The following is a 12,886-nucleotide window of genomic DNA, read 5'->3' on the forward strand; positions in this document are numbered from 1 at the left end:
CTTTTCCGCATGCCCGACATCCTGCTCATCAACCCCAACGCCTCCGTCGCCACCACCGACATGATGGTCGGCATCGCGTCCGCCGAAGCGCCCGCCGGTTGCCGCGTGACCGGCCGCACGGCGGTGCAGGGCCCGCCGATGATCGTCAACGAAGACGAGCTGAACGCGGCCGCGCACGAGGTGCTGAAGGTGTGGCGCGCGGCGGCGGACGAGGGCTGGGACGGCGTGATCGTCAGCGCCTTCGGCGACCCCGGCGTGGCGCTGTTGCGGCGCGAGGCCGGCGTGCCCGTGGTCGGCATCGCCGAAGCCTCGATGCTCGCGGCGGGCGAGGGCGGCCGCCGCTTCGGCATCGCGACCGTCACGCCCGACCTCGTGGCGCCCATCGAAGCGCGCGCCGCCGCGCTCGGGTTGGGCGCGCAGTTCAGCGGCATCCGTCTCACGCAGGGCGATCCGCGTGCGCTCGCGGCCGATGCGAAGGCGCTCGAAGAGGCGCTGGCGCAGGCCGTGCAGCGCTGCATCGACGACGACGGCGCGCAGGCCGTGATCATCGGTGGTGGTCCGCTCGGGCAGGCCGCGCTGGCGCTCGCACCGCGCTTCGAAGTGCCGGTGATCGCGCCGATCGGTGCTGCGATGCGGCTGCTGTGTTCGAAGCTCGCGGTCACACCGTGAGACGTTCGTCGCGGCGATGAGATGCGAGGCGTTCTGGCAATGAACGCCTTCTAGAATGAAACGACACACTTGTCCGCAAACATCGGGCAAGCCGCATCGTTCGTTTTCTTTTTTGCATGCCTCACCTTCGACCGCGTTCCGCTCTCCTCGCTTTTCTTCTTCTCTCTTCCCTCGGCGCCGTCGCACAAACCGCGACACCCCAGCTGGTCCTCGTGCCGCATCACGAGCGCGCCCCGGAAACATCCCAGGCCCCCGCACTCGACCTTGCCGTGACGCGCTTCGCGGGCATGGCGTCGGGCTCGTACTACTGGCCCGAAGGCCTGCTGGCCGAGCAGCTGATCTCGGGCCTGGCCTCGCGCCCCGACCGCAAGCAGCAGGCGCTGCCTGACGGCCAACGACTGCTTTCGTCGTACCGCCGGCCCTACGACGGCGGCGAGCGCGCGGCCGTGCTGGTCGACGACCGCAGCGGTGACGTGCTGGCTGCCGCACTGGTGCATCGCAGCTGCGGCAAGGACTCGTCGTCGAGCGGTTGCCTCGACGACCAGCATGCCGTGCTCTCGATCTTCCTGCGCCCCGGCCTCGACCGCACCAAGGCGCAACCGCTGGTCGCATGGAGTCAGCAGGTTCCCGACCGCATGCAGGGCGGCGAGGGCGTGGGCGAGAAGATCGCGACGACCGAGTACGTCACGATGGACGCCGCGCGCACCACGGCACGGCCCATCGTGCGGCCCAACAAGGCCTTCTCCGCGCAGGTGCCGCTGTATCCCAAGGCGCTGATCTACGGCACCGCACAGGACGCGCTGAGCGACGCCAAGGCCAAGCGCGTGCTGCGCCTGCAGACCGTCGACACGCCACAGCAGGTGCTGGCGTTCTACAAGCAGCTGTCGCCGCCGCTGAAGGACATCGAGTCCAGCGACGGCTTCATCGCCGGCAGCCGCAACGGCCTGAGCTTCTCCGTCAGCACGACGGTCCCGCGCGACATGCCCGCGATCACGAACATCGAAGTGGAAATTTCCGAATGAAGAAGACATTGATTCCGGCGGCGCTCGCGTCGCTGGTGTTCGCCTGCGCGCTCACCGCCCACGCACAAGACGCTGCGGCGCCCGTCACGACGGAGCTGCCGCCGCCCACGCTGCGCCTGAGCGAGCAGACGCGCATCCGCAGCGCCGTGATCGGCCTGGTCGGCTACGCGCGCGGCAGCTACACCGAACCCGACACGCTGATCGCGCAGCAGCTGCTCGAAGGCATGCGCTCGAAGTTCGACGTCACGCGCACCGTGTGGCCCGACGGCCGCCAGGTGATCGCGTCGGTCAGCGGCGGCGGCCACGGCGAAGAGCGCGCGGCACTGCTGATCGACGCCGATGGCCGCGTGCAGGCGGTGGGGCTGGTCAACGGCCACTGCCGCACGGCTGCCAAGCGCGACGACCCCAAGGTGTGCAACCCCTTGCCGCAGACCGTGCTCTCGGTCTTCCAGCGCGCCGGTGCCAGCCAGGCCGACGCCGCGCCGCTCGTGGCCTGGAGCAAGCAGCTGCCGTCGTTCCTTGCGGCCATGGCCGACAGCGACGATCCGGCGGACGTGGCCGCCGCGCAGAAGATCGCCAGCGTCGAGTACATCACCGGCCAGCCGGGCGTGCCGGGCTGGCGCGCCGAGCAGCTGCCGCCGGGCTTCCCGGCGTCGTTGCATCCGCTGCTGGTGCAGACGGCCGAGGTGAACAGCACTGCCAGCGCCGGTAAGATCGTGCTGCCCAAGGGGCTGGCCGGCCTGCCGATGCGCACGGCCTACCAGAGCGCCCAGCGCCCCGAGGCGCGCCTGCCCGACGCCGAGGTCACGCTGCGCAGCTACGAGCCGATCGCCAAGCTGGTCGACGCCTACCGCGAACTCGCCAAGGGCGCGACGCTGGACGAAGAGGGCCGCGAGGTCGTCTTCAACGGCACCGACGGCGCCGGCCGCTACAGCGTGCGCCTGCGCGACGCGAAGGAAACCGGCGTGTACATCACCGTGGCGAGCTGGAAGCGCAAGTAGCAGCCGCCAAGCGTTGCATGGCCCTTTGCGGGCCGGATGTCAATCGGAGGATTCTTGCCGCCCCCCTGCGATGACACCGAGGCGGGCGGGGCAGGGTGCTCACGAGAATCGATGCATGACCGAGGCCGTCAGAGCCCGCCGCATCCACCTCGAGGAGACAACCACCATGCACCGCTCCCGTTCTCTCGCAGGCCTCGTTCGCCTGCTGCTTCGCACCACGGTCCTGTGGGCGCTCGCGATGCTCGCGGCGCCTGCGCTGGCCGCCTACAACCAGAGCCTCACGCGCACGCTGGACGCCGGCCAGATCTACGGCAAGGTCGCGGCCAACAACACGCATGCCTTCCTGGGCATTCCCTTCGCGCAGCCGCCCGTCGGCAACCTGCGCTGGCGCGCCCCGCAGCCGCCGCAACCGTGGAGCGGCGCGCGTGCCGCGACCACGCTGGCCGGCATGTGCGCGCAGGTCGGCAACCCCTTCGGCGAGCCCGACCCGGCCACCTTCGGCCAGCCCGTGGGCACCGAAGACTGCCTGTACCTGAACGTGTGGCGGCCGAACTCCAGCGCCGAGAACCTGCCGGTGTTCTTCTGGATCCACGGCGGCAGCAACACCAAGGGCTCGGCGCGCGAGCCGGCCTACGACGGCGCCTACCTGGCGCAGAAGGCCAACATGGTGGTGGTCACCGTGCAGTACCGCATGGGCATGCTGGGCTGGCTGAACCACCCGGCCATGAAGACCGGCAACGCGCTGGACGACTCGGGCAACTTCACCACGCTGGACCTCGTGCGCGCGCTCGACTGGGTGAAGGCCAACGCGCGCGCCTTCGGCGGCAACCCGGGGCAGGTGACGGTGGCGGGCCAGTCGGCCGGCTGCATCAACACCTGGGGCCTGCTGCAGTCGCCGCTGGCCGACGGCAAGTTCCACCGCGCACTGTGCATGTCGGGCGTGCCCAATGCGTACCCGCCGGTGGTGGGCACGCTGGCGGCCGACTCGCTCATCGACAACCTGCTGGTCGACACCGGCCGCGCCTCGACCACGCTGCAGGCCGCGGCGCAACGCGTGACCATGAGCGCCGCCGACATCGCCGCCTTGCTGCGCGGTGCGAGCGCGGCGCAGATCATGAAGTTCACGCCCAGCCCCGTGGTGCCAGGCCACTTCACCGATGGCACCGTGATCCGCGCGAGCGGGCTGCCCGGCCTGCTGGCGGGCAACTACAACAAGATGCCGCTGATGATCGGCTCCACGCACGACGAGGGCTCGTACTTCGCCTTCCTGTTCGGCATGGGCCAGCCCTCGCAGCAGGAGCTGTGGAACCTGAGCAACTACGCGGCGCCCGGCAGCGTCACCTTCAACCAGCTGATCAAGCCCGAGTTCCGGCCGATCTACACGCAGACGCATGAAGTGATCAGCTACGCGCTGGACAACGTGATCGACAACGTGATCCGCGTGCTGCGCCTGCAGAACGGCGACATCTACCGCTACAACTACAACTGGGACGACACGCCGCAGCCCTGGAAGGACACCTTCGGCGCGTTCCACGGCATCGACGTGGCGGCGCTGTTCGGCAACTTCGTGACCGACGAGCCGAACTTCATGCGCTTTGCCTGGAGCTCCGCGAACGCAAGCAGCCGCAAGGCGCTGTCGGACAAGTTCATCGGCCACGCGGCGAGCTTTGCCCGCTACGGCGCACCGAGCCGCATGTTCGACGGCCAGACGACCTGGAACAACTGGACCAACTTCGTGTGCCTGCTGTGCAGCAAGCGCATGGTCTTCGACAACCAGCCGCGCATGTCGGCCGACGACTACCTGTTCTTCTGGCCGCGCTACTCGCTGCTGTCGCCGCAGCAGCGCGAGTTCCTGTTCCAGCAGATCGATTTCAACGCGCTGCCCGATTCGGTGGACCCACTGCGCAACGGTACTCGCTGAGTTCCTGAAAAAGCCAGCTACTGGATGATCCCGTGGCGCACGGCATAGAGCACCAGCTCCGCCGTGCTGGCCACGCCCAGCTTGTCCAGGATGTTGCTGCGGTGCGTGCTCACGGTCTTCACGCTGATGAGCATCTCGTCGCCGATGGCGGTGAGCGACAGGCCCTTGAGCATCATGAGCATGATCTGGTGCTCGCGCACCGTGAGCCGCTGGTGCGCGGGGCGGTCGTCGCGGCCTTCGAGTTGGCCGCTGACCTGCGAGGCGGCGCGCGCGCTCAGGTACTGGCCGCCGGCCGCGACGCAGCGGATCGCGCGCACCAGCTCGGCGGGCTCCGCGTCTTTCGCGATGTAGCCGCGCGCGCCGGCCTGGATGGCGACCAGCGCGTACTGTTCCTCGGCGTACATCGACAGCATGAGCACCGGCAGCGCGGGCTGCAGCGCGCGGATCGAGGCCAGCACCTCCAGGCCGTTGCGGCCTTCCATGTTGATGTCCAGCAGCACCACGTCGAAGCGGCGCTGGCGCACCAGCTCGAGCGCCTCGGCGCCGTTGCCGGCCTCGGCCGTGGTGCGCAGGTCGGTCTCGTCGAGCAGCAGCCGCTGCAGGCCCGAGCGGAAGATCGTGTGGTCGTCGACCATCAGGATGTCGATCATGAGGGGCCGCTCTCCGGCTGCAGCGGCACGCTCAGCGCCAGCCGCGTGCCCGCGCCGGGCGCCGCGTGGATGTGCAGCTCGCCGCCGATCTCGCGCGCGCGTTCGCGCATGCTCAGAAGGCCCAGCGCGCTGCCCTCGGGCGCGTCGGGGTCGAAGCCGCAGCCGTCGTCGTGCAGCGCGAGCCGCAGGCGCTCGCCGTCCACGCGCAGCCGCACGTCCACGCGCTGCGCCTTCGCGTGGCGCAGGACGTTCGTCAGGCCTTCCTGGAAGATGCGGTAGACCGCGGTGGCCTGCTTGGGCGCGAGCCGCAGCGCGGGTGCGTCGGTGTCCAGCGAATGCAGCACGCCCGAGCGGCGCGTGAAGGCCTGCAGCTCGTGGGCCAGCGCCACCGACAGGTCCAGGTGGTCGAGCGCGCTGGGGCGCAGCGCCTCCGAGATCTGCTTGACCGTGTCGATGGTCTGCTGCGTGAGCGCGATCAGGCCCTGCGTGAGCGCCTGCACCTCGGGGTTGTCGGCGCGGCGCTGGATGCGCGTGGCGTCCATCTTGATCGAGGTCAGCATGCCACCGAGCACGTCGTGCACGTCGCGCGACAGCGCCAGCCGCTGCTCCTCGAGCTTGTTGGCGGTGTAGGCCGCCAGGGCCTGCAGCTGCTCGCGCGAGCGCTGGCGCTCTTCCTCGTTGCGCACGCGGTCGGTCACGTCCACGCCCACGCCCATCACGGCCGGGCGGCCCCGGTGCTCGATGCGCGAGCCGTGGACTTCGACGAAGCGCACGCGCCCGTCGCGGTGCAGGCCGCGCGTGATGAAGTGCATGCTCGGCGGATTGCCCGCCAGCCGGATGCGGATGCGCGAGCGCACGACTTCGACGAAGTCGGGCGGCACGATCTCGGCCAGCGACATGCCGGTCATTTCCTCTGCGGTGTAGCCCACGATGGCGGCCCAGGTCGCGTTGCAGTAGACGAAGCGGTCGTCCTGGATCACGTAGATGCCCGCCACCGCCTGTTCGACGATGGTGTCGAAGGGCATGTCCTGCAGGCTCTCGCGGGCGGGTGCTGTCATGGGGGGCGGGCGGTGGCGCGCTGCATGATAGGTCGCGGGCCGCGCCGCACGGCCGCGCCCGAGGGTTTGCGAGCAGCAGGGTTCCCCGTAGCGCCGGCCGGAAATGTCCGATGGCCGCCGCATGCGGTGCGCCGCCAAGATCGGGGCCCGCCTGCTTCAGGCTGCCCCACGGCCGGCGACGCCGGCAAGGACGACACGACGATGGTCTACCGCTGGCTTGCGCCTCTGCTCCTCATGCTCCTGGGCCTGCCGGGCCGCGCCGACGAGATCGTGGTGGGGCAGTCGCTGCCGCTGAGCGGGCCGCTCGGCGAGGCCGGGCGCAACGTGAAGGACGGCATCGACGCCTACCTGGCGCGCGTGCAGCGCGACGGCCTGCTCGGGCGCCACAAGCTGGTGTGGCGCGCGCTGGACGACGGCTACTCGGTGGAGCGCCACACGCAGAACATCCGCCAGCTCGTGGTGCAGGACAAGGTCGATGCGCTGGGCCTGTCGGCCGGCACCTCGCACATCGACGCGGCCTACCCGACGATGCGCGAAGCGGGCACGCCGCTGATCGGCGCGATGACCGGCGCCTCGGCGCTGCACGGCGCGCAGCGCGCGCTCATCTACCACCTGCGCGCAAGCTACGCCGACGAAGTGCGCCAGCTGGTCGCGCAGGCGGTGTCGGTGCGGCAGCGGCGCGCGTTCGCGGTCTGGCAGGACGACGGGCTGGGGCGCGACGCGTTTGCGGCGCTCGAGATCGCGCTGCGCGGCGCGGGCATCGAGCTGGTGGGACAGCAGGGCGTGGCGCTGGCGCAAATGGACGGGGCCGCGGTGGCCGCGAGTGTGCGTGCGGCGAAGCCCGACGCGCTGTTCGCGCTGTGCGTGACGCCGTGCGGGGTGAAGCTGCTGTCGGGGCTGGCGGCGGAGAGTGGTGTTGCGAGGCCGACGCCGTACATGCTCTCGATCGTCAACGGCGAGGTGCTCGCCAAGAGCGTGGGGCCGGCGGCGCGCGGTACCGTGATCTCGCAGGTCATGCCCAACCCGCGGCTGGCGACCTCGCCGCTGGTGCAGCGCTACCAGCAGGACATGCGCAGCCACATGGGCCGCGACGAGTTCAGCTACTTTTCGCTGGAAGGGTACGTGGTGGCGATGGTGACGGTGGAGGCGGCGCGCTCGGCGCTGGCCGCTTCACCACGCCGCTCGATGCAGGACGCCATGAAGCTGATGCTGCGGCGTGAGATCGAGGGGATTCCGGTGTCGAGTGGCGATGATCCGGGTGTGCGTCCGCATCCCGTGACGCTCTCGATGATTGGCAACGGAGGGCGGCTCATTCACTGAAGGCGCGAATAAACCTACTGCGCGTCCCGATCTCGCATCTGCGGTCCTCACCGTACGGGTGTACGGTTCCGGTCCTCGATGCGACCTCGGGCCGCTCGCTACGGTTTCTTCACGCCTTCAGAGACCGAGCCGCCCAGGAGAAAGATCAGCCGATCTCTGCGATCAGCTCGATCTCGACGCAGGCGCCCATCGGGATCTGCGCCACGCCGAAGGCGCTGCGTGCATGCGCGCCCTTTTCGGGGCCGAACACTTCGGCGAAGAACTCGCTGGCGCCGTTGGTCACCAGGTGCTGTTCGGTGAAGGTGCCGACCGAGTTCACGAGGCTCATCACCTTGACGATGCGCTTGACCTTGTTCAGGTCGCCCACGGCCGCGTGCAGCGTGCCGAGCAGGTCGATGGCGATGGCGCGTGCGGCCTGCTTGCCTTCGTCGGTGCCGATGTTGGCGCCGAGCTGGCCGACCCAGACCTTGCCGTCCTTCTTGGCGATGTGGCCCGACAGGAACACGAGGTTGCCGGTCTGCACGAAAGGCACGTAGGCGGCGGCGGGTGCGGACACCGGGGGCAGGGAAATGCCGAGGCTGGAAAGCTTGTCGTAAACGCTCATGGAGACTCCTGATCTGAGGATGGTGATGACGATGACGGGGGTGATTGTGTCTGTGTTTGCGCCGCCGACGTCGGCAGCTGCACCACTTCCCCCACGGGTTGCACGGTCACGCCGACATGCAGCGTGTGGCGCGCGCCGCCATGCAGCACGCCGCGCATCGGCGAGACGTCGGAGTAGTCGCGCCCGATGGCGAGCGTGACGTAGTCCTCGCCGGGCTGGCGGCCGTTGGTGGGGTCGAAGTCGGCCCAGCCACCCACGCTCTCGGGGCCTTCGCCCTCGCCAGGCAAATACACCGACACCCACGCGTGCGAGGCGTCGGCGCCGACCAGGCGCGGCTGGCCCGGCGGCGGCTGCGTGAGCAGGTAGCCGCTCACGTAGCGCGCCGGCAGCCCCATGGCGCGAAAGCACGCGATGAGGATGTGGGCGAAGTCCTGGCACACGCCCTTGCGCTGCGCCAAGGCCTCGACGGCGGGGGTGTTGATCTCGGTGCTGTCGGCGTCGTAGGCGAAGTCGCGGTACATGCGCTCGGTGAGGTCCATCGCCACGTCGAAGGTGGGACGCTCGGGCACGAAGCTGGCGCGCGCGTAGGCGACGAAGTCGTCGTGACGCGGCACGTACGGCGAGGGAAAGACGAACTCCGAGGCGGGGTCGAAGGGCGCGTCCTTGCGAAAGCGGAAGCGCTCGCGCACGGCCTCCCAGGGCAGCTCGCGCGCCACGGCGGGCGAGAGCACGGGCGCCGATGTTTTCACCACGCTTTCGGCCGTGACGATGAGGTGGTCGTGCGTGGTCTCGAGCGCGAAGAAGGCGCGCGTGTTGCCGTACAGGTCGGGCACCTCGTTGCGCTGCGCGGGCGCGGGGTCGATCGTGAGCTGGTGGCTCACGAGTTCCTGCGAGGCGGTGGCCAGCGGGCGCAGGTGCGCCAGGTGCTGCGCCGTCTCGACCGCTGGCGCGTACGCGTAGCGCGTTTCGTGGGTGACGTGCAGCAGCATCGCGCGGGCCTGTGGCTTACTTGGACTCGGCGCCGAAGTGCGAAGCGTAGATCTTCGCGTAGGTGCCGTCGGCCTTGATGTCGGCCAGGCCCTTGTCGATCTTCGCCAGCAGCTCGGCGTTGCCCTTTTTCACGGCGATGCCGTACTGCTCGGTCGAGAAGCCGGCATCGCTCACGGTCTTGAAGCCGCCGCCCGGGTTGTTGGCCAGGTAGTGGGCGACCACGCCGTTGTCGGCCACCACGGCCTGCACGCCGCCGGCCTCGAGTTCCTTGAGCGCCAGCGGCGTCGATTCGAAGCGCTTGATGTCGGTGCTCGACTTGCCCAGCAGCTTGCCCACCACCTCGTCGCCGGTGGTGCCGTTCTGCACGCCGACCTTGAGCTTCTTGATGTCGTCGAACTTCGCGACCGTCGAATCGCTCTTCACGGCGATGAGCTGGCGGGCCTCGAAGTAGGGCTGCGAGAAGTCCATCGTCTGGCGGCGCTCGGGCGTGATGGTGATGGCCGACACCAGCAGGTCGCGGTCGCCCAGCTCGAGCGTGTTGAAGATGCCTTCCCACGGCGTGTTGACGAACTTCACTTCGATGCCGGCCTTCTGCGCGATGGCCTTCACCACGTCGATGTCGAAGCCCACGACCTCGCCCTTTTCGTTCTGCGATTCGAAGGGCGTGTAGGCGGCGTCGGTGCCGACGACCAGCACGCGCGGTGCGGCGGCGGGCGGCGGTGCCGAGGCGGCTGCGGGCGCGGTGGGTTCCTGCTTGCCGCAGCCGGCGAGCGCGAGGCCGACCAGGAGGCTGGCGGCGGTCAGTGTGAGACGGCGGTTGAGGGCGATGCCGGACATGGAAATGCCTCCTTCGAAATATCGTTGTGTGTATCTGTGGAATCAGGCGCCGACGGAGCGCAGCGATTCCGAGGTGAGCGTGAAGTAGCGCGTGCCGATGGCGTCCGACACGTGGTACGCCGCCGTCTCGCAGGTGGCGAGCAGTTCGACCAGCGCGGGGTAGTCGGCGCCGGGGCCGGCCGCGCACAGGTGTTCGAGCGTCCAGGTGGCGGGGTCGGGCAGCTCGTACGACAGGGCGGTGAGCTTGCCTGGTGCGCTGCCTGCGAGCCTTGCGATGCGACCGCGCAGCGTCTGCGTGACCCAGGCCAGCGAACGCGGGTTCTCGGCGTCGAGCACCAGCAGGTCGACCAGCGTGGCGACGTCGCGGCGCTGCTGGTAGCGCGCATGGAAGGTGATGGTGCTGTCGAACAGCGCCACCATCGCCTCGAAGCCGCTCACCTCGTGCACGGCGCCGTTGGCGAAGCCGGCCTCGAGCGCGCTCGACAAAAAGCCCAGCCGCTCGATGTGGCGACCGATCGACAGCAACCGCCAGGCGTCGTCGCGCGTCATGCGGTCGGTCTGCGCGCCGGTCATGGCGGCCAACGCGGTGCTGGCGGATTCGAGCGCGCGCAGGGCGGCGCTGGCGGCAAAGCTGCCTTCGCCGGCCTGTTCGGCCGCGCGCCGCAGGAAGTCGCTTTCGGCGCGCACGATCTGGTTCCAGTTGTCCTGCGACAGCCGTTCGCGCACGGCCGCCGCGGCCTGCCGGATGCTGCGCAGGCTGTAGCCGACGCTGCCGCCGTGGTCGACATCACCCAGCTCGGCGATGAGTGCGCGCTCGAACACGCGGCGCGACTGAGGCGCGCTCGGCGCCTCGGCGGGCACGAGTGCATTGCGCACTGCCATGCGGTGCAGCCATTCGAGCAGCGGGCGCGAGGACTGGTCTTCGCTGCCCAGCAGGTTGAGCGTGAGCCGGGCCAGGCGCACTGCGTTCTCGGCGCGCTCGGTGTAGCGGCCGAGCCAGAACATGTTCTCGGCCGCGCGGCTGGTGACCGGCGCGCGGTGCCGCGCGAGCGAGGCCGGCGTGGCGTGCGGCTGCAGCAGCGTGGTGCGGTCGACCTCGCCGTGCGTCTGCACCCAGACGTCGGCACTGCTGCCGCCGCGTTGCATGGAGGCGATCTGTGCGTCGGGGCCTGCGAGGCGCGCCAGGCCGCCGGGCAGCACGCGCCACGACTGCGGGCCGTCGCTCACTGCGAATACGCGCAGCATCAGCGCGCGCGGCGCGATGTGGCCGGGGCCGAGGTCGCTGGCCCAGGTCGGCATCTGCGACAGCGGCAGGTAGCCCTGCACCGTGTGGACGTCGCCCTCGCGCACGATGCGGCCGGCCCATTCGTCGATTTCGCGGCGGCCGAGCTGGCTGCCGAACACGGCGTCGAAACTGGAGCGGCCCTGGAAGCCGGGGTAGGTCGGCTTGATGGCGCTTTCGCCGAGCTGCGGCAGCACGGCCTCGAGCGCGGCGCGCTCGCCGCACCACCAGGTCGGCAGCGCCGGCAGCTTGAGTTTTTCACCGATGAGCCGCAGCGCCAGCCCCGGCAAAAAGCCCAGCAGCGCCGGCGATTCGAGGAAGGCCGAGCCCGGCATGTTGGCCACCAGCAGGTTGCCCGCGCGGATGGCCTGCAGCAGGCCGGGCACGCCGAGCGTGGAGTCGGGGCGCAGCTCCAGCGGGTCGAGGAACTGGTCGTCGAGCCGCTTGATGAGGCCGTGCACCGGGCGCAGGCCCTGCAGCGTCTTGAGGTACAGGCGCTGGTCGCGCACCGTGAGGTCGCTGCCCTCGACCAGCGTCAGGCCGAGGTAGCGCGCCAGGTAGGCGTGCTCGAAGTAGGTTTCGTTATACGGGCCCGGCGTGAGCAGTGCGATGTGCGGCGGCGAGCCCGAGGGGCACATGCGCTGCAGGCCTTCCATCATGGCGCTGTAGGTGGCGGCCAGCCGCTGCACCTGCAGCGCCTCGAAGGCCTGCGGAAACTGCCGCGTGATCGCGAGACGGTTCTCCAGCAGGTAGCCCAGGCCCGAAGGCGCCTGCGTGCGCTGCGAGACCACCCACCAGTTGCCGTCGGGGCCGCGTGCGAGGTCGAAGGCGGCGATGTGCAGCCAGGTGTCGCCCGCCGGCTTCACGCCGTGCAGCGCGCGCAGGTAGCCCGGGTGGCCGCGGACCAGCGCCGGCGGCAGCAGGCCTTCGGCCAGCAGCTGCTGCGGGCCGTAGGCGTCGGCCATCACGCGGTCGAGCACGCGCACGCGCTGCTGTACGCCGGCCTCGATCTGGGCCCAGCTCTCGGGCGAGACGATCAGCGGGAACAGGTCGAGCGACCACGGCCGTTGCGGGCCGTTGGCGTCGGCGTACACGTTGTAGGTGACGCCGTTGTCGCGGATCTGCCGCTCCAGGCTGACCGCGCGCCGCGGCAGGTCGTTGATGCCGCCGGGGCCGAGCTGTTCGAAGAAGGCGTTCCAGGCGGGGGTGAGCGGGGGCTGGTCGCCGGAGGGTGAAGGTTCCTGTGCCTGTGATTGCGAGGACGACTGTGACTGTGACTGGGACTGGGACTGCGATTGCGACGGAGCCGGTCGCTCTTCGGCGGCGTCGTACAGCAGCGGGGCCGCGGCGGGCGCCGGGGCTGCGCCCGACACCGGCCGCGAGGGCGCCGCGGGCGTCGCCTGTCCCCGCAATTCGTCGAAATGCCCAGGCAGGGCCGCCGGCGCGAGCGAAGACGCCAGCGCCGCCGGATGCTCCGGGGCCTGGGCGTCGAACAGGGATTCGTTCAGGGGTTCCACAGGGGGGAGATTGTC

General features: G+C 70.0%; 11 protein-coding genes. 5 read left to right on the forward strand and 6 right to left on the reverse strand.

Going from position 1 to position 12,886, the window contains the following annotated elements:
* The first annotated feature begins 9 nt into the window (after nucleotides 1-9).
* The 4 genes from AC1RAA_RS00405 (at nucleotide 10) to AC1RAA_RS00420 (ending at nucleotide 4,613) form a co-directional block, all read left to right on the forward strand.
* Nucleotides 10-669 (forward strand): aspartate/glutamate racemase family protein, encoded by a 660-nt coding sequence (locus AC1RAA_RS00405; protein ID WP_492725849.1) that lies wholly within the window; start codon nucleotides 10-12, stop codon nucleotides 667-669.
* A 212-nt stretch (nucleotides 670-881) separates the two neighbouring features.
* Nucleotides 882-1,691: a hypothetical protein gene (locus AC1RAA_RS00410; protein ID WP_492740524.1), complete on the forward strand. Its 810-nt coding sequence runs from the start codon at nucleotides 882-884 to the stop codon at nucleotides 1,689-1,691.
* Nucleotides 1,688-2,692: a hypothetical protein gene (locus AC1RAA_RS00415; protein WP_492725851.1), complete on the forward strand. Its 1,005-nt coding sequence runs from the start codon at nucleotides 1,688-1,690 to the stop codon at nucleotides 2,690-2,692. Before AC1RAA_RS00410 ends, AC1RAA_RS00415 begins: the two co-directional genes overlap by 4 nt.
* 166 nt (nucleotides 2,693-2,858) lie before the next feature.
* Entirely contained in the window at nucleotides 2,859-4,613 is a 1,755-nt protein-coding gene (locus AC1RAA_RS00420; protein WP_492725853.1) for a carboxylesterase/lipase family protein, read from the forward strand.
* 17 nt (nucleotides 4,614-4,630) lie between these two features.
* On the opposite strand, the gene AC1RAA_RS00425 is transcribed toward AC1RAA_RS00420, so the two are convergent.
* Nucleotides 4,631-5,263: a response regulator gene (locus AC1RAA_RS00425; RefSeq protein ID WP_062476788.1), complete on the reverse strand. Its 633-nt coding sequence runs from the start codon at nucleotides 5,261-5,263 to the stop codon at nucleotides 4,631-4,633.
* Nucleotides 5,260-6,321 carry a sensor histidine kinase gene (locus AC1RAA_RS00430; protein ID WP_492725855.1) on the reverse strand — a complete coding sequence of 354 codons (1,062 nt, stop codon included), beginning with the start codon at nucleotides 6,319-6,321 and terminating at the stop codon, nucleotides 5,260-5,262. The genes AC1RAA_RS00425 and AC1RAA_RS00430 overlap by 4 nt, the downstream gene beginning before the upstream one ends.
* 126 nt (nucleotides 6,322-6,447) lie before the next feature.
* On the opposite strand from AC1RAA_RS00430, the gene AC1RAA_RS00435 reads away from it, so the two are divergent.
* The gene (locus AC1RAA_RS00435; protein WP_492725857.1) at nucleotides 6,448-7,641 is read left to right on the forward strand and encodes an ABC transporter substrate-binding protein; all 1,194 of its coding nucleotides are present in this window, start codon (nucleotides 6,448-6,450) and stop codon (nucleotides 7,639-7,641) included.
* Between the two features lie 145 nt (nucleotides 7,642-7,786).
* Here AC1RAA_RS00435 and AC1RAA_RS00440 read toward each other — a convergent pair whose 3' ends face one another.
* The 4 genes from AC1RAA_RS00440 to AC1RAA_RS00455 are packed head-to-tail and all read right to left on the reverse strand — an operon-like array spanning nucleotide 7,787 to nucleotide 12,871.
* Nucleotides 7,787-8,245 carry a RidA family protein gene (locus AC1RAA_RS00440; RefSeq protein WP_062476784.1) on the reverse strand — a complete coding sequence of 153 codons (459 nt, stop codon included), beginning with the start codon at nucleotides 8,243-8,245 and terminating at the stop codon, nucleotides 7,787-7,789.
* On the reverse strand, nucleotides 8,242-9,234 hold the full coding sequence (locus AC1RAA_RS00445) for a transglutaminase family protein (RefSeq protein WP_492725859.1): 993 nt from the start codon (nucleotides 9,232-9,234) through the stop codon (nucleotides 8,242-8,244). The genes AC1RAA_RS00440 and AC1RAA_RS00445 overlap by 4 nt, the downstream gene beginning before the upstream one ends.
* A 16-nt stretch (nucleotides 9,235-9,250) precedes the next feature.
* A complete protein-coding gene (locus tag AC1RAA_RS00450; protein ID WP_492725861.1) occupies nucleotides 9,251-10,072 on the reverse strand; it encodes a basic amino acid ABC transporter substrate-binding protein in 822 nt (273 codons plus the stop codon).
* Nucleotides 10,073-10,114: 42 nt separating this feature from the next.
* On the reverse strand, nucleotides 10,115-12,871 hold the full coding sequence (locus tag AC1RAA_RS00455; protein WP_492725863.1) for a circularly permuted type 2 ATP-grasp protein: 2,757 nt from the start codon (nucleotides 12,869-12,871) through the stop codon (nucleotides 10,115-10,117).
* Nucleotides 12,872-12,886: the final 15 nt, after the last annotated feature.

This window comes from Variovorax sp. GW823-FHT04F07 (assembly GCF_058795995.1).